Annotated in this window: 15 protein-coding genes and 1 pseudogene; 9 read left to right on the top strand and 7 right to left on the bottom strand. The window is 38.0% G+C overall.

Annotation, left to right across the window (positions count from 1 at the left end; genetic code table 11):
* The first annotated feature begins 18 nt into the window (after positions 1 to 18).
* The 6 genes from lptC (at position 19) to rlmN (ending at position 6,604) form a co-directional block, all read left to right on the top strand.
* Entirely contained in the window at positions 19 to 663 is a 645-nt protein-coding gene (gene lptC / locus J7R07_RS03265) for an LPS export ABC transporter periplasmic protein LptC (protein WP_208435510.1), read from the top strand.
* 85 nt (positions 664 to 748) lie between these two features.
* Complete coding sequence (locus J7R07_RS03270) at positions 749 to 1,357, top strand: LptA/OstA family protein (RefSeq protein WP_208435640.1); 609 nt, start codon at positions 749 to 751, stop codon at positions 1,355 to 1,357.
* A 6-nt stretch (positions 1,358 to 1,363) separates the two neighbouring features.
* A complete protein-coding gene (gene lptB, locus J7R07_RS03275; protein ID WP_208435511.1) occupies positions 1,364 to 2,158 on the top strand; it encodes an LPS export ABC transporter ATP-binding protein in 795 nt (264 codons plus the stop codon).
* A gap of 1,197 nt (positions 2,159 to 3,355) precedes the next feature.
* A complete protein-coding gene (gene ptsN, locus J7R07_RS03280; RefSeq protein ID WP_208435512.1) occupies positions 3,356 to 3,820 on the top strand; it encodes a PTS IIA-like nitrogen regulatory protein PtsN in 465 nt (154 codons plus the stop codon).
* Between the two features lie 1,003 nt (positions 3,821 to 4,823).
* Positions 4,824 to 5,333, top strand: a complete 510-nt coding sequence (locus J7R07_RS03285; protein ID WP_208435513.1) for an invasion associated locus B family protein — start codon at positions 4,824 to 4,826, stop codon at positions 5,331 to 5,333.
* 41 nt (positions 5,334 to 5,374) lie between these two features.
* Positions 5,375 to 6,604, top strand: coding sequence for a dual-specificity RNA methyltransferase RlmN (gene rlmN / locus J7R07_RS03290; RefSeq protein WP_208435514.1), 1,230 nt, complete (start codon positions 5,375 to 5,377; stop codon positions 6,602 to 6,604).
* Positions 6,605 to 6,606: 2 nt separating this feature from the next.
* Here the strand turns inward: rlmN and J7R07_RS03295 are convergent.
* Positions 6,607 to 7,243: pseudogene (locus J7R07_RS03295) on the bottom strand (LysE family translocator).
* 182 nt (positions 7,244 to 7,425) lie between these two features.
* Between J7R07_RS03295 and J7R07_RS03300 the strand changes: the two are divergent.
* From J7R07_RS03300 to J7R07_RS03310, 3 genes are all read left to right on the top strand, one after another.
* Positions 7,426 to 8,646 (top strand): argininosuccinate synthase, encoded by a 1,221-nt coding sequence (locus J7R07_RS03300; protein ID WP_208435515.1) that lies wholly within the window; start codon positions 7,426 to 7,428, stop codon positions 8,644 to 8,646.
* 350 nt (positions 8,647 to 8,996) lie between these two features.
* Positions 8,997 to 10,658 (top strand): lysine--tRNA ligase, encoded by a 1,662-nt coding sequence (locus J7R07_RS03305; protein ID WP_208435641.1) that lies wholly within the window; start codon positions 8,997 to 8,999, stop codon positions 10,656 to 10,658.
* The gene (locus J7R07_RS03310) at positions 10,658 to 12,235 is read left to right on the top strand and encodes a peptide chain release factor 3 (protein WP_208435516.1); all 1,578 of its coding nucleotides are present in this window, start codon (positions 10,658 to 10,660) and stop codon (positions 12,233 to 12,235) included. The genes J7R07_RS03305 and J7R07_RS03310 overlap by 1 nt, the downstream gene beginning before the upstream one ends.
* 100 nt (positions 12,236 to 12,335) lie before the next feature.
* Here J7R07_RS03310 and trxA read toward each other — a convergent pair whose 3' ends face one another.
* The 6 genes from trxA to ahcY form a co-directional block, all read right to left on the bottom strand.
* Entirely contained in the window at positions 12,336 to 12,659 is a 324-nt protein-coding gene (gene trxA / locus J7R07_RS03315) for a thioredoxin (protein WP_208435517.1), read from the bottom strand.
* A 109-nt stretch (positions 12,660 to 12,768) separates the two neighbouring features.
* Positions 12,769 to 16,239 carry a double-strand break repair helicase AddA gene (gene addA / locus J7R07_RS03320; RefSeq protein ID WP_208435518.1) on the bottom strand — a complete coding sequence of 1,157 codons (3,471 nt, stop codon included), beginning with the start codon at positions 16,237 to 16,239 and terminating at the stop codon, positions 12,769 to 12,771.
* The gene (gene addB, locus J7R07_RS03325) at positions 16,236 to 19,358 is read right to left on the bottom strand and encodes a double-strand break repair protein AddB (RefSeq protein WP_208435519.1); all 3,123 of its coding nucleotides are present in this window, start codon (positions 19,356 to 19,358) and stop codon (positions 16,236 to 16,238) included. Before addB ends, addA begins: the two co-directional genes overlap by 4 nt.
* Positions 19,359 to 19,911: 553 nt before the next feature.
* Entirely contained in the window at positions 19,912 to 21,405 is a 1,494-nt protein-coding gene (gene tsaE, locus J7R07_RS03330) for a tRNA (adenosine(37)-N6)-threonylcarbamoyltransferase complex ATPase subunit type 1 TsaE (RefSeq protein ID WP_208435520.1), read from the bottom strand.
* Positions 21,406 to 21,456: 51 nt separating this feature from the next.
* Positions 21,457 to 23,868 (bottom strand): sensor histidine kinase, encoded by a 2,412-nt coding sequence (locus J7R07_RS03335; protein ID WP_208435642.1) that lies wholly within the window; start codon positions 23,866 to 23,868, stop codon positions 21,457 to 21,459.
* Between the two features lie 84 nt (positions 23,869 to 23,952).
* The gene (ahcY, locus tag J7R07_RS03340; protein ID WP_208435521.1) at positions 23,953 to 25,350 is read right to left on the bottom strand and encodes an adenosylhomocysteinase; all 1,398 of its coding nucleotides are present in this window, start codon (positions 25,348 to 25,350) and stop codon (positions 23,953 to 23,955) included.
* Between the last annotated feature and the right edge of the window lie 604 nt (positions 25,351 to 25,954).

Below are 25,954 nucleotides of genomic sequence, written 5' to 3' on the forward strand. Positions count from 1 at the left end.
TTAAGAGATTAGAGTGGTATGTCCGTACGCAATCATTATGAAGTCTTTTCAACAAAATCATCTTTTGGGGATATTTTAAAAAAAACATCCCGTCATTCGCGTCGTATTCTCATATTAAAATTTTTCTTACCTTTCTTAGCATTGGTTATAGCACTCGTTTTTTGCTGGTTTACATTTTTCTTTGTTCCCGTTGGTTCTGGCCCTTTGACTGTGAATAATGAAGAGGGAGAGCTAGCAAAATTGACGATGCTCAATCCGAAACTAGAAGGTTATACGCGCTCTCATGAACCTTATTGGCTTAAAGCAGAAAGGGCATTTCAAGATCGTACACGTACTGGAGTAATTAGACTACAGAACATTACAGCTGAAACGCTTTTAGGCAAAAAAAGACGGGTTTTTCTCGATGCTGAAGGGGGGATTTATGATAATATGAATGGTTACTTGCAATTGGATAAGCCATTTACTATTACCACGAATGACGGAATGATTGCGCAATTTATGGCAGCAAATATTAATTTATCTGAGGGGCAATTACAAACAGATAAACGTATTAATATCCAGCGTGCGGGTTTTCATCTTATAGCAAATGCTTTGCAAATTCGAGAAAAAGGGCAAAACCTGTACTTTCATGATGGTGTGCATTTATTGCTTGGCAAACACTGAGAGAGTATCGATACGAATCTTTAAATGACTGTTATGTAAAGAGAAGTATTGTGTGTATGTGAACAGAAGAACTGAGAGTAATGGGATGAAGCCGAGGAGATCATACAGAAAATGGAAGGGTATTTCTTTGGCCTTAAGCGTGGGAATGCAAGGGTTTTTAACAGTTTTTGGATATGCTGAAGTGGCTCATTTGGGAATAAGTTTATCAAACGACAAAGAACCAGTGGAACTCTATGCAGATTCTTTAGAAATACGTGATAAAGAAGGAATAGCGCTCTTTAACGGTGATGTTTCGATAATCCAAGGTGACCGTGTTTTGCGAACAGCAAAATTAGTTGTTTATTACGATAAAAAGTATAAAGAAGCTGATAGAAGCCAAGAAGATATGAAGGCATCATCACTTACCTGGTTTAGTTCGACGGGTATTAAGAAAATGGAAGCATTAGGAAAGGTTTATATAAAAATTGCTACGCAAATCGCTACGGGTGATAAAGGCATTTTTGATGGAAAGTCAAAAATAATAAGCTTAACAGGCAATAATGTTGTATTAACCGATGGTGATAATGTGGCGAAAGGATGTAAACTAATAGCAGATATGAAAAATGGAAAGACTTTTTTAGAAGGTTGCGAGACGTCTAAGAAAAAGGGCCGTGTTTCTATCATTTTTAAACAAAGTCAAAAGAATGGCCATTAAGATTTCATGTTTGGAATCAAGAGAAAAAAACAGACAGATGAGTATGCTTTTGCAAGTGAAGATTTAAGAAAACGCTTAAAGGGGACTTTAATTGCCAGTCATTTGATTAAAGTTTACCGTGGAAGACAGGTTGTTAAGGGTGTTTCTTTTGGTATTCGTACTGGAGAGGCTGTCGGCATTTTAGGCCCCAATGGTGCGGGAAAAACAACTTGTTTTTATATGGTTACGGGCCTTATTAAATCTGATGGAGGATCCATTAAAATTGATGGATTTAATATCACCCATCTTCCGATGTATCGACGTGCGCGTTTGGGCATTGGGTACCTGCCACAGGAAGCTTCTATTTTTCGTGGTCTTTCAGTAGAAGATAACATTAAAGCTGTTTTAGAGGTTGTTGAAAAAGATCGCTTTAAACGGCGTGAAGAGTTGGATGGCCTTCTGCACGAATTTAAGATTGAACATTTACGGAAAATGCCTGCACTTTCCTTATCAGGAGGTGAGCGTAGGCGGTTGGAAATCGCACGTGCTTTGGCCTCTCGTCCAAATTTTATGTTACTTGATGAGCCATTTGCAGGAATTGATCCTATCGCCATTTTTGATATTCAGCAGCTTGTTCGTTATTTAACTAAGCGTGGAATTGGTGTTTTGATAACGGATCATAATGTGCGTGAGACACTGGGGCTTGTCGATCGTGCGTATATCATTCACGCAGGACAAGTATTAGTTCACGGTTCTCCTAAAGATGTTATCAACAATGTTGATGTACGCAGAATTTATTTGGGAAATCAATTTTCTCTCTGATTTTATGTCCTTTTATAAGTTCTGGTTTAAGTTTACATAAATTAACTTGATGAACAGAAACATCATTTCCGTATACTTGGTTGCTTAAACTCATTCCACAAAAGTGGATGAATTTTGTTTTGATTTTTTGTTGGGTATTTCTGTTATATGATCAAGAATAGGAGTTATTCCATTGCAAAAACTGTGACGATGTTGTTAAAAGCTTCGAGGCAAATGAGAAGATACAGTGTAATTTTTTAGATGTAAAAGGAAAAAAATATCTATTTTTTAGAGGAGAGAGTAATAAGATATTCTCTGGAGTTTCCGTTTATAGTGTTATTTCTGGGAAGCTCCTTATTTATGCCAAAGCTTTTTTTAATGATCGCGACTTTAGACTGAATTTTTGCTGAGTATTGAAAAAGGATTTCATAAAGATGAGATAGTTTTATTATTTTATCGGTTTAGTTCGCTTTTGATTGTACCGTGAAAAAGATATCACTAGATTAACCTGATAATGAATGGTAAACGAGGCATGAATGAATGCGTGTGTTGTTGGAAGGTATATAAATATTAAATATTTTTCTTTGTTGAATCAAAAACATATTTATGATGCTATTTCAGATATTTTTGTGGTAATACCATGAATTATATGTCTTACAGTTATCAAATAGGGTTTGTTGTATTTTGTTGGTTTGCATTATGTATTTAAAAATTGATGCATAACTGCGGATATAAGGATAAGTCTGTGAATTTTTTTAAAACAGCCGTTGAATGATTTAAAGCTTTTAGATCATTGTGGTCAGATAGCACTAAAACCACACAGTTATTTTATTGTCAAAATAAAGTGCCATTTTCCTCGATACGCTTCTCACTTCACAGGGGCTAATTCTTAAAAGAAAGAGTAAGATCTGATGAAAAATTGTACACTAACTCTTATAACGAAAAGGTCGATAAATTTATGAATGATGGTATTTTCTGGTATCGTAGGGGAATTAATTTTATGGACAACGTCATTTCCTTTTTTCTCATGCTGTTAATTAGGAGCTAAATAACTATCTATTTTTACGCCGAGAGTGATATTGAATGAATTGAATCATCGCCCGTTGTAAATTGAAAAGTAAAATCACATGTGATGATGCAAGAAAGTGAAAGACTTTAGATAACGCCGTTTGCAAGTTTATAGGTGAGCATTTGAGCGTGTAAAAGGAAAATTAAAATATGAATTTGAGTGAGTTAATTGCACCGGAAGCAGTTATTCCGGCTCTTAAGGCGAATTCGAAGAAACAAGTTCTACAAATTTTAGCGGAAAAAGCGGCTAGACTGACAGGTCTTAGTGAGCATGTAATTTTTGATATTATTTTGCAACGTGAAAAGCTAGGTTCAACGGGTTTGGGTGGTGGAATAGCGATTCCTCATGGAAAATTGTCGGATATTGACCGAATCGTTGGTGTATTTGCACGCCTTGAAAGCCCAGTTGATTTTGAAGCTCTTGATGACGAACCAATTGATCTTATCTTTCTTCTTTTAGCACCTGAGAATTCTGGTGCAGATCACTTAAAGGCTTTATCACAGATTGCACGTGTTTTACGCCATGCTGATGTTGTACAAAAGTTGCGCAACACCCATGATGCCAATGCGCTTTATGCTTTATTAATTCAAAATTCAGAATCAAATGCAGCTTAAAGAACAGTGTGATGTACTATTGCCGATGACACACTACAGAGCGCGGTTACAAAATAATATAATCTACGCTTGAGGAATTTAAACCACTGATCGCATCGTATGGTTTTAAAGAAATTGCTTCCAAAGAAATTTTCATTTCAGAGAAAAGAAACAAATTCTGGCTTTGTTTATTTTTTATGTATGAAACATCCACTATCATGCTTTTTAATTTCTTGATTTTGGATGTTAATCCGTGAGTTGGTTTTTTTGGGGTGAAGGCTGGTTCAATGGGAGTTTTATCGAATAAAAACAAGATAACGATATTTTTCCAAATGAATTACTCAGAATTTTTTTGTGAAAGAGAATGGAGATTATCGAGTATATTAAAATAAGATAATGAAGTTTACGAAAATCACTTAAAAAATTGGCGATAAAAATGATGAAGCAGATGACGGGAGTAAACGGGATAAAAGGAGGAAAATTTATACACACGGAGGTTAAAGCGAACATTATATATTCTAAGGATTTAAGATTATGAAAAGGTAGTATCTAGATGATATTGAATACGAAGTAGGGACACACTCTAATTTGTAAAAGAGAGAGTATTTTAAGATTTTTGTTAACGCAAATGTATTGGGCGTGTTGAGTTTATAGGATGCATTTCCAAAATTTTATAATAAATTGCTTTCGGTAGAAAAGTATAGTTTATTTCTTAACAGGGTGGTGATATACTAACACTTTGTTTTGAATTCCAATTGCTTCGAAAAATAGATTTTTATATGAGAACCAAAATTTATCACATAAAATCAAAATGTTGTTTCTTTTAACCTGGTTATTGAATAAAAAGTTCATATTTTAGTAATGGCTAAAAGGTCACAATTAAATGTAAGGAAATTTTTTTTCATTAACATGAAAATATTTTTCTTGTTGAAAAGATTGGAACAATTGCACTAGGGTATTAACGTGTTTTTGTAGAACTTTTCCAATGAATAGAATCTTATTAGAGATTAGAGAAGTGAGCTAAATGAAGATATTTGAAAAGACTATTATTGCTGCATCTGTAATGATTTTGGTTATTTCCGGGTCAGTGTATGCACAAACGCCAAGCCGTTTAAATCAATTTGAAGCTTGGGGAGCCTATTCTTATAAATCTCCAGAAAACACAATTTGCTATGTATTGTCAGTACCTTTAGAGTCACTTCCAACAACAGTTAATCACGGCGATAATTTCTTTTTAGTTACCAAGCGTTCTCATTCGCCTGTCTCATTTGAACCACAATTTATGGCTGGTTATACACTTAAAGAAGGGTCAAAGGTTACCGTCACCATCGGAGATAAAAATTTTGATTTTTTCACGAAGGATTCGTCTGCTTGGTTGGCTTCGTCAGAGCTAGAAAAGCAGCTTGTTTCTACTATGCGTTCTGGGATGAATATGACAGTAAAGGCCATATCAAAACGGGGAACTTATACAACCTATACCTATTCCTTAAAAGGAGTCACTGCTGCATTAAATGCAGTCCAGAAGTGCCATTAAGGTCCCTATAATTCTCAACGAGTGATACAAATTGGAAAACGATGGCTATTTCCTATGACCTTAAACCTGTTGGTTCATATTCAGCACGAAAAACAGATAATTTTGTTGTAAAGGAGAGCTCTAAGCTCTCTTTAATTGGCTTATCACAAGGTGAAATGATACAAGCTTTAAAGACAGTTGGTATACCGGAACGCCAAACGCGTATGCGTGTACGTCAACTTTGGCATTGGCTTTATGTACGTGGCGTTTCAGATTTTGATGAAATGCTGAATATTTCTAGACCAATGCAAGAAATGCTTAAAAGTCATTTTTCTATTGCCCGTCCGGAAATTGTTGGAGAACAAATATCAAAAGATGGTACGCGTAAATGGCTTTTACGCTTTCAAGCACGTGGAGCAGGAAGGCCTGTCGAAATTGAAACGGTTTATATCCCTGAAGAAGGGCGTGGTACTTTGTGTCTTTCATCGCAGGTAGGGTGTACATTAACTTGTTCTTTTTGCCATACGGGAACACAAGTACTTGTTCGCAATTTAACAGCGGAAGAAATTTTAGCACAATTATTGGTTGCGCGTGATTGTTTGGGTGATTTTCCTGATAGAGATACGCCTGATGGGGCAATAGTTCCGGTTAAAGGGCGTAAAATCACCAACATTGTTATGATGGGAATGGGAGAACCACTTTATAATTTTGAAGAAGTTAAAAAAGCTTTATTGATTGCATCTGATGGAGAGGGGCTTTCTTTATCAAAACGTCGGATTACGCTTTCAACCAGCGGGGTGGTTCCTGGAATTATTCGAACAGGAGAAGAAATTGGTGTTATGCTAGCGGTTTCACTTCACGCAGTACATGATACACTACGAGATATGCTTGTTCCGATCAATAAAAAATATCCGCTTGCTCTGTTAATGGATGCGTGCCGTAATTATCCTGGTCTTTCTAATGCCAAACGAATTACGTTTGAGTATGTTATGCTAAGAGACATAAATGACAGTTTGGATGATGCTAAGCGATTGGTACAGCTATTGAAAGGGATTCCAGCGAAGATCAATTTGATTCCTTTTAATCCATGGCCGGGGAGTAATTATCAATGCTCTGATTGGGAACAAATTGAGCGGTTTGCTGATGTAGTTAATCAAGCAGGCTATGCTTCTCCTATTCGGGTACCGCGTGGGCGCGATATTTTGGCTGCATGTGGTCAACTTAAATCAGCTTCAGAGCGTTTACGTAAATCTGAACGTTTGAAACTTGAAGGTGCCGTTGGCAGTCAATAAATTCAATTTTCAGCGATGAGGAGATGGAAAGCAAAGCTTGTAAAAGCACCCACAATAAGCCAATTAAGAAAGTGCAAAAAGGACTTTTCTTGAGGATTTTGAGAAGTTTATGCGCCATAAAAACCGCAAAGATTGTAATGGGGAGAGAGATAGGAATATAAGAAAGTCCTAAAATAAGTAGCTTTTGTGTCGCCATAGGATCGTTAGCGTTGATAAATTGCGGTAAAAAGGTCACGTTAAAGAGAATGATTTTTGGATTTAAAAGATTAATTCTAATATCAACAAGATAGTTACGTTTAGAACTTTTGTATTTAGGTGTTACCTGTTCAATAAAAAATGTTAGATTTTTACGTAATGCTTGGATAGCAAACTATAAAATATAAAAGGCTCCAGCAATTTTAAGAAGAACAAAAGCACGCGGTGAAGCAAAAATAAGAACTGATAAGCCGAGGGCTACAGTGGTAACTTGAATGGCAAAGCCTATTGTACTCCCCTAAAGCACACATAACTCAAGTTTTTTTGTTTTGTGTAATGGTTCATCCTATAGGGAGCATTATATCAGATCCTGGAATAAGTGCTGAAATCAATGATGCTACAGAAAATTGTAGTTAAAACAGACCATTCGGGAAGAAATGACATGTAAACCTCTTTATTGTTATGTAAAGAGGTCCAAACAACTTACACCTCTCACCAAAAAATGCTCTTTACATTTTCTCGTTTTTTTTTGCATCTTTTAAATTTTTCAAAAGGATTTTATTTTCACTGTTTGTATAGTTTTTAATTTCTAAACTCCAAGAAAATGAATACGGTGTAATTCTAAAATGAAAAAATGGCACAATGTTAAAAAAGTTGTTTTGGCGTATTCAGGGGGGTTGGATACGTCAATTATTCTTAAATGGTTACAAAGTGAACTAGATACTGAAGTTGTAACTTTTACAGCTGATTTGGGGCAGGGGGAAGAGCTAGCACTTGCCCGTCGTAAAGCTGAGATGCTTGGTGTTAAAGAGATCTATATTGAAGATTTACGCGAAGAATTTGTGCGTGATTTTGTCTTTCCGATGTTTCGAGCGAATGCAGTTTATGAAGGGACCTACCTTTTGGGGACCTCAATTGCTCGTCCGCTTATTTCAAAACGCCTTATTGAAATTGCTAAGGAGACAGGAGCAGATGCAATTGCTCATGGGGCAACAGGAAAAGGCAATGATCAAGTACGCTTTGAGCTTTCTGCTTATGCACTTAATCCTAATATCAAAATTATCGCTCCATGGCGTGATTGGTCCTTTAAAAGTCGGACAGATTTGCTTAACTTTGCGTATGCACATCAAATTCCGATAGAGAAGGATAAGCAAGGCGAGGCACCTTTTTCGGTTGACGCAAATTTATTACATTCGTCATCAGAAGGAAAAATTTTGGAAGATCCAACCACTCCTGCTCCTGAATATGTACACATGCGCACCCTTTCGCCGGAAGCTGCTCCAGATCAAGCAACCAGAATCACTATTGGCTTTAAAAAAGGTGATGCTATTTCGATCAATGGGAAAAATTTATCTCCCGCGAATTTACTCTCTGAATTGAATAATTATGGACGAGACAACGGTATAGGCCGATTAGATTTGGTAGAAAATCGTTTTGTCGGTATGAAATCACGTGGTATTTATGAGACACCAGGAGGAACCATTCTCTTGACTGCTCATCGGGCGATGGAATCTTTGACACTAGATCGGGGGGCTGCACATTTAAAAGATGAATTAATGCCACGTTATGCGGAACTTATTTATTATGGTTTTTGGTTTTCGCCTGAACGGAAAATGTTGCAGGCTGCTATTGATTTGTCCCAAGAAAATGTTGAAGGTGAAGTTACATTAAAGCTTTATAAGGGTAATGTGATCGTTGAAGGACGCCAAAGCAAAAAGTCGCTTTATTCCGATAAATTGGTAACCTTTGAGGATGATGAAGGTACTTACAATCAAAAAGACGCTGCCGGCTTTATTAAATTAAATGCCTTGCGTTTGCGCACATTGGCAGCGCGTTCGTCAGAGTAAATAAAAAGCTCCATAAATACGCTTTCTTATAGGTGTTGGTGAAAGATTCTTTGTTCAATTTTTAATTCAATGTAAGAGACTCTTTTCTTGCTGATAAGTTTAGTGAGAAAAGCCGAGAATAATGGCAATTAAAACACCGGTAATCGCAATGAGCAAATTACGGTTCTTAATTCTTATACTTCATTAATATAAAAATAAAAGAAAATACACTGGAAAAAATAGGGTAGAGACTATGGTCATAACAAAAGCATGATAGAAGATTTTGAAAGCTTTTCGTTTGCTGTTATTGACGAATAAATTCAAGAACCATACACCATACTATTAAAGAGTCTAATTTTAGGATAAAGATGATGATGCGTGATCAGTGTGATGCCCTTAGCCTTACGCCAGAATTAAGAGATGCAGCTCTTCAATCGAGAACTTGGCCATTTGAAGAAGCACGTAAGATTATTAAACGCTATGAAAAAACAGGTTATCCAGAGAGTATAATATTTGAAACAGGTTATGGACCGTCTGGTTTACCGCATATTGGAACCTTTGGGGAAGTAGCACGTACAACCATGGTTCGCCATGCTTTCCATATTCTCACGGAGAATAAAGTTAAAACAAAACTGCTTTGTTTTTCTGATGATATGGATGGTTTGCGCAAAGTTCCTGACAATGTACCTGACCGTGAGAAGATGGAAAACTATCTTGGTAAACCTCTTAGCCGCGTACCCGATCCTTTTGGCGATATTTATCCTTCTTTTGGAGCAGCCAATAACGCGCGTTTACGTGCTTTTTTGGATCATTTTGGTTTTGATTATGAATTTGCAAGTGCCACAGATTATTATAGTTCCGGTCGTTTTGATGAAACACTTTTAAAGATACTTGCCTGTTATGATAAGGTAATGGCAATTGTTCTGCCAACATTGGGTGAAGAACGACGCGCTACCTACTCACTCTTTTTACCTATTTCTCCATTTTCTGGCAAAGTATTACAGGTTCCGATGATTGCTCGCAATGTTGAAAAAGGCACTGTTATTTACATTGAGCCCGAAACAGGAGAAACCATTGAAACGGAAGTTACAGGGGGAAAAGTCAAATGTCAGTGGAAGGTAGATTGGGCGATGCGTTGGAAAGCGCTTGGCGTTGATTATGAAATGGCGGGAAAGGATCTTATTGATTCCACCAACCTCTCTTCTAAGATATGCAAAGTGCTTGGTGGAAATCCTCCAGAAGGATTTAATTATGAGCTCTTTTTGGATGATAAGGGGCAGAAAATTTCCAAATCTAAAGGAAATGGCTTAACCATTGATGAGTGGCTAACGTATGCTCCAACGGAGAGTCTCGGGCTTTATATGTTCTCGAAACCTAAAACAGCAAAACGGCTTTATTTTGATGTCATTCCAAAAGCCGTTGATGAATATTATGCACATCTTTCAGCCTATAGTCGTCAAAAGTGGCAAGAACGGCTTAGTAATCCTGTATGGCATATCCATAATGGCTGTCCTCCGCAGGTTGATTTGCCTGTACCCTTTGCTATGCTCTTGAATTTGGTAAGTGCTTCAAATGCAGAGAATAAAGAGGTTCTTTGGGGTTTTATTTCTCGCTATGCTAAAGGAGCAAATGCACAAACTTATCCAGAACTTGATCAATTGGTGCAATTTGCCCTTAAATATTTTGATATTTTTGTTAAGCCTAACAAGAAGTTTAGAGCAGCAGATGACGATGAACGGGCAACATTAGCACAAATCGATAAAAAATTAGCCAGTTTGCCTGAAACTGCTGATAGCAATATGATTCAAAATGCACTTCTTGATGTTGCGCGTTTAATAGAACGCTATCAAGATCATAGTAAAAAAAGTCCTGAAGGGGGCCCGGGTGTTTCCAATGTCTTTTTTCAAATGCTCTATGAAGTTCTTTTAGGGCAAGAACGAGGACCACGATGGGGATCATTTATTGCCTTGTATGGAATTAATGAAATGCGTGCACTGATTGCTGAAGCACTTGCGCGATCTGTGGGGGAATAATGGAAAAGAGAGTGCAAGAAGTAAAGCGGCGTCGTACATTTGCGATCATTGCTCACCCAGATGCAGGAAAAACAACGCTAACAGAAAAGCTTTTATTATTTGGTGGAGCTATTCAGCTTGCTGGTGAGGTAAAAGCAAAAAAAGATCGTATTCAAACCCGTTCCGATTGGATGCATATTGAACGTGATCGCGGTATTTCGGTTGTGACATCGGTTATGACGTTTGAATATGAAGATCATATTTTTAATCTGCTAGACACTCCAGGACATGAAGATTTCGCCGACGATACATATCGTACTCTCACAGCTGTTGATAGCGCTATCATGGTGCTAGATGGTGCACGTGGGATAGAGTCCAGAACACTAAAATTGTTTGAGGTGTGTCGAATGCGGGATATTCCTATTTTTACTTTTATCAATAAAATGGATCGTGAGGCGCGTGATCCTATAGAACTTTTAGATGAAATTGAAGAAAAACTTGCCCTTGATACTGCACCAATAACCTGGCCAATTGGTACGGGTAAAGATTTTGTTGGAACATTTGATTTTCATCATAATCGTTTTCGTCAAAAAGATGATGAGGTAACACAACAAATGGTTTCTGGATCAGATGAGGTTGCAAACTTGCTTCCTGAAAACCAACGCCTGTCTTTTGTCGAAGGGGTAGAACTTGCGCGAAGTGCCTGCAAAAATTTTGATCTTCAAGCTTTCCGTGAAGGATATATGACACCGGTTTATTTTGGTTCGGCTTTGCGAAATTTTGGTGTTCGTGATTTGATCAATGCGCTTATTGATTTTGGTCAAAGTCCTCGTGATCAGGGTGCAGATCAACGCAATATCACAGCAACGGAATCTAAAATGACAGGGTTTGTTTTTAAAATTCAGGCTAATATGGACCCTAATCACCGTGATCGTATTGCATTCTTTCGGGTATGTTCAGGAACACTTGAACGTGGCATGAAGACAAAGTTAGTACGAACAGGAAAGTCCATGACCCTTTCGGCACCACAGTTTTTCTTTGCACGTTCACGCCAAATTGCTGATCAAGCCTATGCCGGTGATATCGTAGGGATTCCTAATCATGGCACGTTGCGTATCGGTGATACCTTAACGGAAGGAGAAGATATCCTTTTTAAGGGTGTACCTAATTTTGCACCAGAAATTTTGCGCCGTGTATGTTTGGGTGATCCGATGAAAGCAAAAAAACTGAAAGAAGCTTTGCAACAAATGGCTGAAGAAGGGGTTGTGCAGCTATTTATCCCCGATGATGGGTCACCTTCTCTTATTGGTGTGATTGGTGCTTTGCAAATTGATGTTCTAAAAGAACGACTGAAGGTAGAATATGGTTTGCCAGTGAGTTTTGAACCGGCACGCTTTAATGTATGCCGTTGGATTTCGGCGCAGAGCAGAGATGATCTGCAAAAATTTCTTACCAATCACCGTTCTGCCATTGCGCATGACCTAGAGGGCGATCCAGTTTTTTTAGCAGAAAATCATTTTTCATTGAATTATGAAGCAGAACGTGCGCCGAAAATAAACTTTGCATCTTTTAAGGATTATCAAATACGTTCTGAATAAGCAGATACTTTTTTGCGAAAAAAAAAGAACTATTAAAAAATCAAGCAAAGAAGAGAGGCAAGGCCCCTCTCCTTTTTAAAAAAAATCACTATAAGTGGGTTTAAGAAAGCCCCTCTTTAATCCATTCAGAAACACGTCCTTTAGAAGCAGCACCAACCATATTCGAGGAAACATTTCCATTTTTGAACATCAATAAGGTAGGAATTGAGCGCACTCCATATTGAGTAGCCAATTCCGGATTTTCATCAATATTCACTTTGGCAATTTTAACTTGATTTTGCATTTCTGTTGAAATTTCATCCAAAATTGGGGCAATCATTTTGCAAGGGCCACACCATTCTGCCCAAAAATCAACTACAACAGGAGTGGAAGAGGTTAGAACTTCGCTTTCAAAATTGCTTTTATCAACTTTTATACATGTCATTGATTTATCCTTTATATTCGCTTTTATAGATTGGTACGATAGCGCTTCATATCAAGTTATTGCAAAGATAAATTATAAGATGCTTTGTGGGAAAAGATTTTTTGGTTTATCAAGCAATTTCATCAAGAAGAGCATCGAGCTTTTCCGGATGAAGTTTAAAAACTTTCACTTCTTTGCTGTAGACAAGAAGGGCTTGAACATCTTTGTCAGGATGAATAGTTTGCAGCAATTTTCGGTAAAGAGCCATTTGCAGCAAATAATGTGGGTCAATAGAGGCTTCATCTTCTGGTGGGATTCCCGTTTTAAAATCCGCAAAGATAATCCTGTTTTGTGTGATGTATAGACGATCAATTTGACCGGAAATTGCTTGTTTTTTTCCACGAATTTTTACAATACCTGTTAAAGGAACTTCAGCATGCGATTGTTCAGAAAAGAGGGGAGCGAGGTAGGAATGATCTAAAATCTGCAAAACATGACAAAGTGCTTTTTCTTTTTGGGCTTCTTGCCAATGAGAAGCTTTGGTTTTGAGATAGTGTTGGGCATAATCGCGACGTTTTTCGTGAGAGCAATTGGGCAAATGTTGCAGTAATCGGTGAACAATATTACCATATTCAATGAAAAAAGCTCTGTTGGTGTTTGTTTCTCCTAAGACAGGTGAAATACTCAGATATTTTGGATTGGAAGAAATGTCAGCATCATCTTCAATAGAAAGGTAAGCAACAGAAGGCCTCAACGGTTTTGGTAGGGGTGGTTCTGGTGGTATTTTATGGGAGAAAAAAGCCGGTAAAGATTGGAATGTTTGACACGCAGCACAAGAGATTTCTTGGTTTATAGGGGAAGAAGAAGATGTAATGCAATAACGCCAAGCCTCAATATCTTCTACTGGACCTTTTATAGCAACTGCATGCGGTTTGAGAGCTTTCTTTATCAATTGGAGCCATGTATGAGAGGAGGTTCGCTCACTGCTATATCCGCAGACAAACAATCGATCTTCAGCGCGCGTCATTCCGACATAGAGAAGGCGTTTGTATTCTTCTTCTGCACGCTCTTTTAAATACGAAAGTGCTTTTTCGGAGATTCTTGTGTTAAATTCTTTATTGGGACGCCAGATAAAAACTTGTTGATCACTTAATTGTGTGTTGTTTAAGGGAACTTTAAGAAGATGCGGTGCATGTTGAGGATGCCAAATAGCACTTCCTGGATCAATCAGAAAGACAACAGCAGCTTCCAGTCCTTTAGCCGCATGAACAGTCATAATACGAACTTCGTCATGGTTTTGATCAAGCTCTCGTTTAATTTCTGGTTCGCTTACACTTAATGTTTCCAAAAAAGCTTGTAGCCCTGGTAGACCAGTTTTTTGAATGGTGAGGGTATAATCCATAAAAGCATCAAGTACGTCATTTACTTCAAAGCCTAAACGGGCTAGAATTTTTTGTCGTCCTTTATCGTTGTTTAAAATATGGCTATAAAATTCGAAAACTGGTATTTTATCTACGAGAGTGCGATAGTGGTTTAAGATTTCAAAGGCATGTTTCAAAGATTCATGGAATGATGCATGCAAACAAAGGCTCTGCCAAAGCGAGCCTGTACGGTGTGCTGCAATCTGATAAACTTCCTCTTCGGTAAACGAAAAAAGTGGACTTTTTAAAACACAAGCAAGAGAAAGATCGTCTTGTGGTTGTAAGACAAAACGTGCAAGCGCCATTAAATCACGTACACTAATATGATTGGTGAGTTGTAAACGATCAGCACCTGCAACAGGAATATTACGTTGTTTAAGTGCACGAGAAAGAGCTAAAACAAATTGATCACGTTTGCGAACCAGAATCATAATATCACTGGCTCGCATTAAGCGTCCTTTTGCTGGAAGTATTTCTCCTTTATGTAACCACTCAGCGATGGTTTCAGCAATCTTTTCTGCCAAGCGTACTGCTGGTGTGTCTAAATGGTCAACAGTGACATGCCAATCGTCAGGAAGTTTACTTGTTTCTTTAGAAAATGCGTCCCATACAATAACCTCACCTGGGCTATGAACACGAATAGCTTCGTGCACCGTTTTCGTATTTTCTGCTGAAAGTCCTTTGTAATTTTCTGGTGTTTCAAAGACAAGATCAACGCTTTTCAGAACATCAGCTGTAGAGCGAAAAGAATAATTCAGCTGTATTTTTTCAAATTTTTGTTTTGTTTGCTGCGCTTTTTTTTGAATTATTTGTCCATTTGTGGCAAAATTTTCTGGTACAGCGCCTTGAAAAGAATAGATGGATTGTTTTTCATCTCCAACAGCAAAAAGAGTACGTGTGTTTGTACGTTGGCTGTATCCTGTAAAAAATTCTTGTGCCAAAAGTTGAATAATTTGCCATTGCTCAGGGTTGGTATCTTGTGCTTCATCAAGCAAAATATGATCAAGGCCATTATCAAGTTTATAATGCACCCATTGGCTCGCTCCTTTACGCTGTAATAAATAGAGTGTGCGTTCAATGAGATCATCAAAATCTAACAGACCATTGGCTTTTTTTAAATTTGCATAGATTTTAAGATACATGCTACAAAGCTGGAAGGCAGCCATATTGAGTGTGAAGCTTTTTAAGCATTGATATTTTTCTAGAAGAACAGAAAGCTTGCTTTGTTGATCTTCAAGCATTTGTTGAATAAAAGGCCAAATTTCATCTGATTTTTTACAAGATAAACGTGAGAAACTCCTTGGTTTTCCTGTTGTTGTAAAATAGATATCGGAAATGATATTGATAATATCTGTTTCATCACAAATCTCTGCCAAGCGGGAAAATTTCGCGATCATATCCTTAAGGTGTTTGTTGCCGTGGGTTTGGCAGTGTGTGAAAGCGTAAAGAGGCAGACGAGCAGTTTGTTGAATGTTTTCTAGCAACCGCTCATTTGTTTCATCGGGGGTTAAATGAAAGAGTGCACGCAATTGTGCTTCCCCATTTTCAGACAAAATGGAGGATAAAAAATCAGACAATTTATGTTGTTTTTCCGTTGTTTCATACAGCAATTGATTAAGAGTGTGCTCACTGACAACTTGAAGCAACAGTTTCAAAGCGGACTGTACATCCTTATGCTCCAAAAGTTGGCGACGGGATTCGTGTAGTAATTTTTTTCGACTGATATCGTCGAGCAGTTCAAAATGTCCAGCAATATTGGCTTCTAGCATAAATTGATGTAAGAGGGATTCACAAAATGCATGAATAGTTTGGATTTTTAAGCCCCCTGGTGTTTCGAGAGCACGAGCGAAGAGTTGACGCGCATAGGTTAATTTTTGCGCATTAACGGGCTTCTTTTCAAGCTGTGATAAGGTTTTTTGCAGCTGTGTATCATCAAGTTCATTCCAGCTGGAAAGTGTGCGAAAAATCCGCGATTGCATAACAGCTGCTGCGGCTTTTGTATAAGTAAGACATAAAATACGTGCTGAAGGAGTACCGTTTAAAAGCAAACGAATAACACGTTCGCTTAAAACGTGGGTTTTTCCAGATCCTGCATTTGCAGAAACCCATACATTTGTTTTTGGATGTGTTGCCGTTGCTTGTGCATCAAGGGCTGCTTCAGGAATAGAAAAAAAAGTCATGATTGATCTGCTTTATGGAAACCGCTTGACCACTCCCACAAGCGTGCAAGATGGTCATAGTCCCCTTCACATCGTTTTGCCATGGGGACTGCATGTGAAAGATAACCTTGTTGTGGATTTTGATAATAATTCATTAGTGCGAGAAGATGTTCCCATGCTTTTTCACCAAGATTTATTGCGCTTTGGTGTTCTTTTTCTCCTTTCTTTAAGAGAATTGATTGGGGCATAATTTTACCTTTTTCATTAAGGGGAATGTAAAATAAATTTGAGGGAGTAAGATCTTGAAAATCTGTAAAGGCACCTTGCATAAGCAAAGCTGTTTCCAATGCCAATTGTGGAAACAATAAATCACGAACCTGTTTTGATGAGGGGGGAGTGTTGGTTTTAAAATCAAAAATCTCAACCATTTTATTTGGCAATACATCAATACGATCTGCACGTCCTGAAAGGGTTACACCTGTGGTACCTATAGATATTTTTTGCGATACGACTTCGGCATATCGTTCTCGAGGCCCTAAGCTTTGCTCCCATTGGAGTAAAAACGGAGCAAGATTTTCAAAATGAATCCACCAAATTGCTTCAATATCGGCAGGTAAATCGCACTTATCAAATTCTTGACGTCCAATGGTGAGGAGTGCATCTAGAGCATTTGCAGCATTTGGATTTTTTATTTGTGTACAAAAATCAGCAAGGATAGCGTGATAAAGCGTTCCACGTTCAGCAGCACCAGGATTATGAATGAGCTTTTTAAGCGGTTTGAGGCGCAAGATTTTTTTAGCATAAATGGCGTAAGGGTCATACCGCAAGGTTTCTATTTCAGTGACAGAAAAATGACGTGGGCGCATCTTAAGGGGTGGTATAGGACAAGGGCGGGCTACACAGCCAATCATATTTGTATTGTCAAGCATTTTTGCCCAATGAAGAAATTTTTCACCTCGGGCACGTATTTGTTGCCAAACTTGCTTTCCTATGACTGTTTCTAGGCGTTGTAACCAGCGTGAAGGAAGTGAAGGAGCAAAATTGACCCGTAGTGCTCGGCTCATCACCACTTTATTCATTCCCATAGCCCATTGAAAATCATGTGCAGAAAGACCAATACGCTGCTCAGGTGGTTCAAGCGTTAACATCATTTTCATAGGACGCGATAAAAAAGCATCATTGCGGGTTGTAATTGGCCATGATCCTTCATTAAGACCGCCAATAACCACGGTATCAACCGTTTGCAAACGTGATTCCAAAGTACCCCAGATGAATAAACGTGGATGACCTCCGGGGGAGGGCGTGACAGAATGAGTCGCTATCAGAGCTGAAAACATAGCGGGCCACTCACGAAGATGAAATTTTAATCCTGATTGATCACTCACCAATTCACGCAAAAAAGTTAGGAGAGTTTGTCCTGCTTCATGTTGATAAAGATGGGCAAGCGAATTGTTTTCATCACGGCCAAAATTTTCAAAAACTTCAACTGTTGCTATCGCGGCTTCATTGATGGTGCATTCTTTCTCTTGTTTCATGAGAAATGCTAAAGGCTCAACAGCTTTGACCAAAAGATGACAAAGCAAATGTGCTTCTTCGCTTTTCTGTTGATCAAAAATGTTATTGTCAGAAGTGTTTTGGAAATGTGTTTTTATCCACTTTTCAAGAAATTTGTCACATTCGAAAAGATTAATATAGCCCGTGTTTCCTCGAAGAACAAAGAGTTCAAAATTTTCTGCCATTTTGCGTAAACGGTGCCGGTTTTGTCCTAGCGTTGTAAATGGATGTTTGAGAAGGGAAAGAAAAGCAACAGGATCATAAGGTTGAAAGACATTTTCTAAAAGAAGTCGTAAAAGAGTTGAAGGGAGTGTTTGTGCAAGCGGTACCTCGCCTGAATCATTTGCTTCAATACCAAAACGTTGTAATTCAGCTGAGACACGGCGTGCTAAATTACGGTCATGTGTAATAAGAGCGGCGGTTTTTTGAGGTTCTTCAATGGCATTACGTAAAGCAACAGCAATAGTGAGAGCTTCTTCTCGCTCATTTATAGCTTCAATGAATGACCAATCTGCACAGATGTTTTCATAATTATCACGGATAATTTTTACCCAACGATCTGTCGTAGAGGCTGGTCGGAGTGCTTCTGATAAGAGAGCAGCGCGTTTTTTCTTTATTGCATTTTGTGGGCCAATTTCGCGAACATGAATACGGTGACATTTCATGAGAGAGAGAAGTTTTTTTAAATGGTATTGAGGATGACTAAAAACATTCGCTGCTTGATCTAAAAAATCATAAGTTGTTTTTTCTTCATTGATTGTGCCTAATGCCTCCCATTGATCTTCATCCATATCAAGATCAAGCCCAGGAAGGACAACAGCTCCTTTTGGGAGGGAGGCAATTACCTTTAAGAGATGAGAAACTGCGGGAATAGAACCTGATACGCCAGCCGCAAGTATAGGTTTATGAGGTTGTGTGTGGTGTAGAATCTCAGCATACATTTTGAGTACTTGATTGCGCCATTCAGCGGGATTGCTACATTGTCTTTCTTTTAAGATTTTCGGCCAACTTTGTGTGATAATAGTAAGGAAATCGAGAGTGATTTGCCACCATTCGGCAACCATATCGGGGGCAATTTCTTTCAGTTTTGACCAATCTGCTGCTTCTGTTTCGATTTCATCCATCAGCCTTGCTAAATCTTGAGCTAGCCAAATTGCATCGGCAGTATGAGCAGGAATAAGCACATCTTCTGTGCCAAACATGGCACGCAAATGTTCCGGTAAATTTTCACGCCAGGGACGAATAAGACGTGCTAAAAGCAGGAGGCGTTCTGTATCTCCAATGGGAGGATTGAGAGTGTAGGTATGGTTTTCAACAAAAAGAAAACTCTCTTCGTCTAGATCTCCTAGAGCGCGAATGGTTGGTAAAAAGGTTGATTGAGTATCACTTCTTTCGACAAAGGCTGTACGTAAAGCGCGGGCAGCACGGCGTGTTGGTACATAAATGAGGGTATCGGCAAGGGCTATTTGGATATCTCCATTTGGTGCAAAGTTATCAATAAGCGTTTCAGAGAGCAATGCCTCAACAAAATGCGGTAGAAAAGCAGTTCCCGGAGAAATAGAAAAAACACGTGGTTTATGGGTCATATGATCTCGTTTGGGATACGTAGAAAATTCCGTTTATTGATTATTTATACCATTTCTACTGTATACAATTTTTAAAAAGGGGCAAACTGAAAAGCGATATCTATGCATGAAGTTTTTAATTTGTCCTTATAAAAAAATATTGAAATACATCATATATTTTAATTTTTTGCACAAATTTATAAAGAAATATTCTCATAGTTTTATACAGAGAATGGACGATAATTTATTTTCTAATTCAAATAGGCAATATAAAGAACAAATATTGTTTTAAAAGACTTGATATTTATAAGTATATTGGAAATTATTGGAGTTAATAAATAACAGATTTATTATACGTTTTACACGGTACAATATGAAAATACTTTTTACAGATGACATTGTTTTAAGAAAAAATTGACTCATGGACTTGTGACGCTTAAAGAGCCAGTTTTATAAAGAATATTCACCCATTCTCATCAAAGATTTGGGAAAATAAAAATAGGTATAGAGTTATTTTCATATTCTATAGGTAATTTTTATAAAAAAAGTATTGCGAAGATCGCAGTGCAAGTTTCTATCCTACTTTTGGAAGGAGCCCTATTTTTTGATAAAATCTTTGTAAAGGTGCAAGCATTGGCTGTGAGAGATTGCGAGCAAGATAGTCTTGCACATGAGGGAGATATTTAAGATAAGATGATTTTCCATCACGCTGATGGAGGCGTACAAAAATTCCTAAAATTCTCGAAGCACGTTGAGCACCTGCAAATGCGTAAAGTTTGCGGAATTCATTTTCATCAAAAGATCGTGGTGCTTTATGACGTGCATTGCAATAGGCATCGAGGATTTTCGCTTCAAGTGTTGGGGAAATAAAGACGCGTGCATCCTGTGCTAAAGAGACAAGGTCATAGGCCGTTGGACCTTGTAAACCATCTTGAAAATCAATCAGACCAATGCGGGCAATTCCCTCTTTATGCACACGCCAAAAAATATTGGGTGAATGATAATCACGCATAACAAAGGTATTTTCTCCTTGAGTGAGACTATCGAGATAGGGTTGCCAACACGTAAAAAAGCCTTCACGATGTTTTTGATTTAAGTTTTTTTGTGTTTGGAAGGGCAAATACCAATCGAGCAACAAAGAGAGTTCTGATTGTAATGCTTGGTAATCATAGGAGGGGATTTGGAGCAAAAATGTTGCAAATTGTTTTTCGAAAGGCCATGACTTTTGGTGAAAGATGGCCAGCAATTCGCTACAAGCGATATAACGCTCTTCTATAGGATTACCACTTTGATCCAAAATTCCTTCACATCCAAAATCTTCTAAAATCAAGAGACCTTGTTCAAAATCTGTGACAAAGATATGGGGGGCAGAAAATCCATTGTCTAAAATGATTTGATTAATTCCTACAAATTGGCGGATATCTTTTGCAAGGTGTGTCATTGTTACGTAAGCAAGATCTGCGCTTTGTTCCATTTGCATGGTCGGTGCATCCATAAGAACTTCTCGATGCTGTCCATCATCTAGAAGTTCATAACTGCGTGAGGAGGCGTTACCAGCCAAAAGATAACGGTGAACGTAACCGCGCCCATGGGTTTTTAAAAATGTGCGGATTGCAAAAGAACGTTGTAGGCGCTCAGTGGAATGATGTGATGAGGTAAGAGTCACATGGCGTCCATGTTCTTCATATTGTAAAATGAGTGCAAAGGTAATCGGTCCTAAAAGATAAGCACCTTTTTCTGGCCATTCAATGAGTAAAATGCTTTTTTCACGCGCTTCATAAAGTCCTAATTCATCAATTTCTTCTGCCATAGAAAGACGATAAAGATCAGCATGGATAATTTCAAATTTTGGAAGTTGATAGCTTTGAACAAGAGTAAAAGTAGGACTTGGAACATCCAGAGTATTGTCGTTTGCAAGTGTATGAATGATTGTTCGTGCAATGGTTGATTTTCCTGATCCAAGATCACCTTGTAGTGTCACAAGATCACCTGGCTTTAGAGCAAGAGCTAAATCTTGCGCAAAAAGTTTAGTCGCTTCTTCATTTTCAAGAAAAAAACTAAAATTCATAAACAGTTCCGTGCAATGGATGAAAAATTTTTTTAAGTAGAAAGGAAGAGATTAAAAAACTTTATCTCCTTTGGGAATTGGGAAAAAACATTTAACCGTTGTTCCTTGTCCTGCACCGGTAAGAATTTCAACATGTCCACCATGGAGCTCAACAAAGCTTTTAACAAGGGACAAACCAAGACCCGCTCCAGCGCGTCCACCATGGTGTGAATGGGAAGAAAAACGTTTGAAAATGCGATCAAGAATATCTTCTGGAATGTCAGATCCCTCATTGTGGACACTGAAAACAATGTGATCATCTTGTTCATCGGCACAAAATTCGATTGTGCTTGCTTCCGTTGCAAAATTAATGGCATTGCTAAGAACATTCACAAAGATTTGGTGTAAACGTGTTGCATCAGCAGAAATAAAATTTAAAGAAGGAGAAATCTGCTGTAAAAGCGTAATATAACGTCCGTTAAGGCGCTCTTCTACGCGTGCTACTGCTTGTACCATGGCATCAGCAATATTAACTGGCTGTATGTCCAGTTCCATGATGCCCGCATCGAGGGTTGCAAGGTCAAGAATATCATTAACAATATTTAAAAGAGTGCCTGATTCTGAGTGAATGTGCCCAAGATATTCTTTTTGGCGTTCATTGATAGAGCCAAAAATTTGATCCCGTAAAATATCAGAAAATCCAATAATATTGGTGAGAGGTGTACGCAATTCATAGGAAACGTGTTGGACAAATTCATTACGCAAACGATCAGCACTTTCTAAGGCTTCATTTTTTTCTTGAAGAGCACGCGCAACATAAACAGTATCTGTAACATTAACGAAAGTAAGCATCGTTTCTCCATTGGGAAGTGGAACCAGTGTATAGTCAATAATCATTCCATTTTTGAGATCCATACGACCTGAATATGTATCACGTTTTTCAGCAAAACCTGTAATAAATTTGGTAAACTGATCCCATTCTTGTCTCAAAGTTAAGTTCGAACAATGGCTTTGTAATTGGGTAATATGAGTGCCTTCTACCAATAAATTATAGGGGAGAGACCATAATTTCGACAAAGCTGGGTTGGATAAACGAAGACGTCCATCCGTGCCAAAAACCGCTACGCCTTCTGAAAGTTTATCAAGGGTTTCGCCTTGTATTTTAATGAGAGTGTTATAGCGTCGTTCAAGATCAATTTTTTCTGTAAGATTTTCATAAAGCCAAGTGACACCTCCTTGTGGGTGAGGGCTGGAAATAACACGTACTGTGCGCCCATCTGGAAGATTCCAAATTTGTTGATTCGATTCCGTTTGTTGGTAGGCTTTAAAAAGTTCTTCTTTCCATGCACGCCAATCAGGGTGTTCAGCAATGAGTCCTTTTTCACGCATGTGTTCAAGCAACAATGTATGACTTGGTTCACTTTCTAAAAAAGAACTCTCCAACGGCCATAAAATTTTAAAAGCATGGTTGCAGAATTTTAATTTTTGGTCGGTATCGAAAACAGTGACAGCTGTTGAGATTTGGTCAAGTGTTTCACAATGGCTTTGCAGAACACGTTTTAGTTCATTAGCAAGATTTTCATATGCGCTATCATCGTGTGCAAAAGCTGCCATTCCTTCGGCTGTCGTAATCCGTGTGAGGTGAAAACGATGCCGTTCTCCATCAATAACTGTATGAACATGCTCTTGAAAAATCGTTTCTGTCTCATCTGTTTTGCGTTGCGTTGTTTCATTGAAAAGATCATTCACTTCATTGCTGCCTTCTTGAAAGCTTGTCACTTCTCTAAAGGCGTGATTAACAAAACAAACATTTCCTTGGCAATCTCGTATCCATACAGGTTCTTTAATACAATCAAGAAGATTGCGTTGCATTCTTAGTTCGATAAGGATTTTTGTGATATCTTTCTGTAAACGCGCATTTTCGCTCTGCTGTGTTGAAATGTCTTGAAAGCGTGCAATAGCTACTGTTCTAGCAATGACTCCTGTAACTTGTAACAACATATTGTTTGTGGTGGTAACAGAAAGTTCAAAAGGATGAGACTTGTAACGTAATTGCGTTAACGCATGGTCAAGTTCTCGCAGAGAATTTTCTTCAAGCCAAAGTCCAAAATGCTGAAAATCTTGCTGGGGAATTCCTGTTTTTTGTAAAGTGGAAACATTACCAACCACACGGGGTGAATCTGTTGGATTCTCCCAAATAAGAAGGAACTGCCCTGTTTCTTCCAGAAGCCATTCATAATATTTAAGTTTTTCAGAAAAGTCTGCTTGAATTGTTGACAGAGGTTTCCATGAAGCTTTTTTTGCACGCATAATAACTGTTATACACGTGAGAAGTGAAGCACAAAAAATCCCTCCACACAAAGCTAAAAGAAGCCATGGACCATCCGGCAAAGTAAAGTCAAATGGGAAATGCATTTCCAATGACTGAGCAACAACGTACGTCGGAAAAAAAAGGCAAAAAATATATGTAGAAATTCGGATCATTTTTTGAGTTTTTTCTTTTAGGTCATAATCACCTACAGGAGAGCGCAATGCCTTTTCCTTTTTCTTTTAACCCAAGGAAACAATTTAGTAACGATAATGATTTGGTTTATAGGGTCCTTGTTGTGTAACTCCAATATAGGCAGCCTGCTCTTCTGATAAAACAGTTAGTTTTATTCCTAACCGATCCAGATGAAGGCGCGCAACTTTTTCATCAAGATGTTTTGGTAAAACAGCTACTTTATTTTTGTAGTGTTCTGAACGGGTAAAAAGCTCAATTTGCGCTAAAACTTGGTTTGTAAATGATGCCGACATAACAAAAGAGGGATGTCCCGTGGCATTACCAAGGTTCAGTAAGCGTCCCTCAGAGAGCAAAATAATGCGTTTTCCATCGGGAAAGGTAATCATATCGACTTGAGGTTTAATATTCGTCCATGGTAAATTTCTAAGAGTAGATACTTGAATCTCATTATCAAAATGGCCAATGTTGCCAAGAATACACATATCTTTCACTTGCCGCATATGGTCTAAGCGGACAATATCTTTATTGCCTGTTGTTGTGATGATAATGTCGGCACTGGAGGCGGCTTCATCTAAATGAACAACTTCATAACCATCCATAGCTGCTTGAAGGGCACAGATTGGGTCAATTTCTGTCACTTTAACGCGTGCTCCAGCACCTGAAAGCGAGGCTGCTGAACCTTTACCTACATCCCCATAACCACAAACAATGGCTGTTTTACCAGCTATCATAACATCTGTTGCACGTCGGATACCGTCTACGAGTGATTCTTTACATCCATATTTATTATCAAATTTTGATTTCGTAACACTATCATTGACATTAATGGCAGGAAAAGGCAAAAGCCCTTTCTCTTGTAGGTGATGAAGGCGATGTACGCCCGTTGTTGTTTCCTCACTCACACCTTTGATTGCTGCGCACTGACGTGTAAAAAAGCCTGGTGTAGCGTCCATACGCTTTTGGATTTGTTTGAAAAAGAATTCTTCTTCTTCTGTATTGGGATGAGCCAAAATATCTTTATTTTCTTCTGCACGACATCCCATCAAAATATAATTTGTAGCATCTGCTCCATCATCCAAAATAAGATTTGAAAGATTGCCATCAGGCCATTGGAAAATAGCATCTATATAAGTCCAATATTCTTCAAGCGTTTCACCCTTTACTGCAAAGACAGGAGTACCTGTAGCTGCAATAGCTGCTGCTGCATGGTCTTGTGTAGAAAAAATATTACTGGAACTCCACCGTACATCAGCCCCAATCGCTTTCAATGTTTCAATTAAAACAGCTGTTTGAATCGTCATATGCAATGAACCAGAAAGCCGTGCTCCCCGTAAAGGTTGGCTAGAGGAAAATTCTTTACGACAAGCTATTAAACCTGGCATTTCTGTTTCAGCGATATCAAGCTCTTTACGACCATAGGCAGCAAGTGCGATGTCTTTGACAACATAATCTGGAGTTGCCATTCTTTATTCCTTTAAAAATATTTTTCCGAACGGTAGGAGAAATTAAAAAAAAATGCAAGAGAATAGAAAAACTTCTTTGTAGATCTCTATACCATCCATCCCCGCAAAAAATAAACATCAATACATTAAATGCTGATAGGATTGATAGGGTAAGGAATCTTAGAAGAAATTCTATTGCGGATAAAGCTTATCAACATTTGCTTGTTTTAAAGCTATGATAAAGGAGGAATAACAAAGAGAACTGTTCTCTATTCTGAAAAAAGAGTAAGACATATAAGTTTCATCAAGATATTTACTGTTTCTTTTTATAAAGTAGAAATGAATTTGATGATAAAAAATACACATTTACGAAAAATAGCACGTTTCATGTGTTTATTTTAAAAAGACATTTCACCTTTCTTCTAATCTCATTTTCTCATACTGCCTATAAAGATTACAATGCAAAATTCACAGAGTATCAGCATTTTGACGCTTATAAAATAATAAAAAAAAACCATCATTATGTTTCTCAATTTTCATTGTTTTTTGCGTTTTTACATTGAGACAATTTATGAAAAATATATTGAGTCTATTTTCGAACGATCTTTTTTCATACTTCAATGTT

The sequence above is a fragment of the Bartonella phoceensis genome (assembly GCF_902825145.1).
Lineage (GTDB): Bacteria > Pseudomonadota > Alphaproteobacteria > Rhizobiales > Rhizobiaceae > Bartonella > Bartonella phoceensis.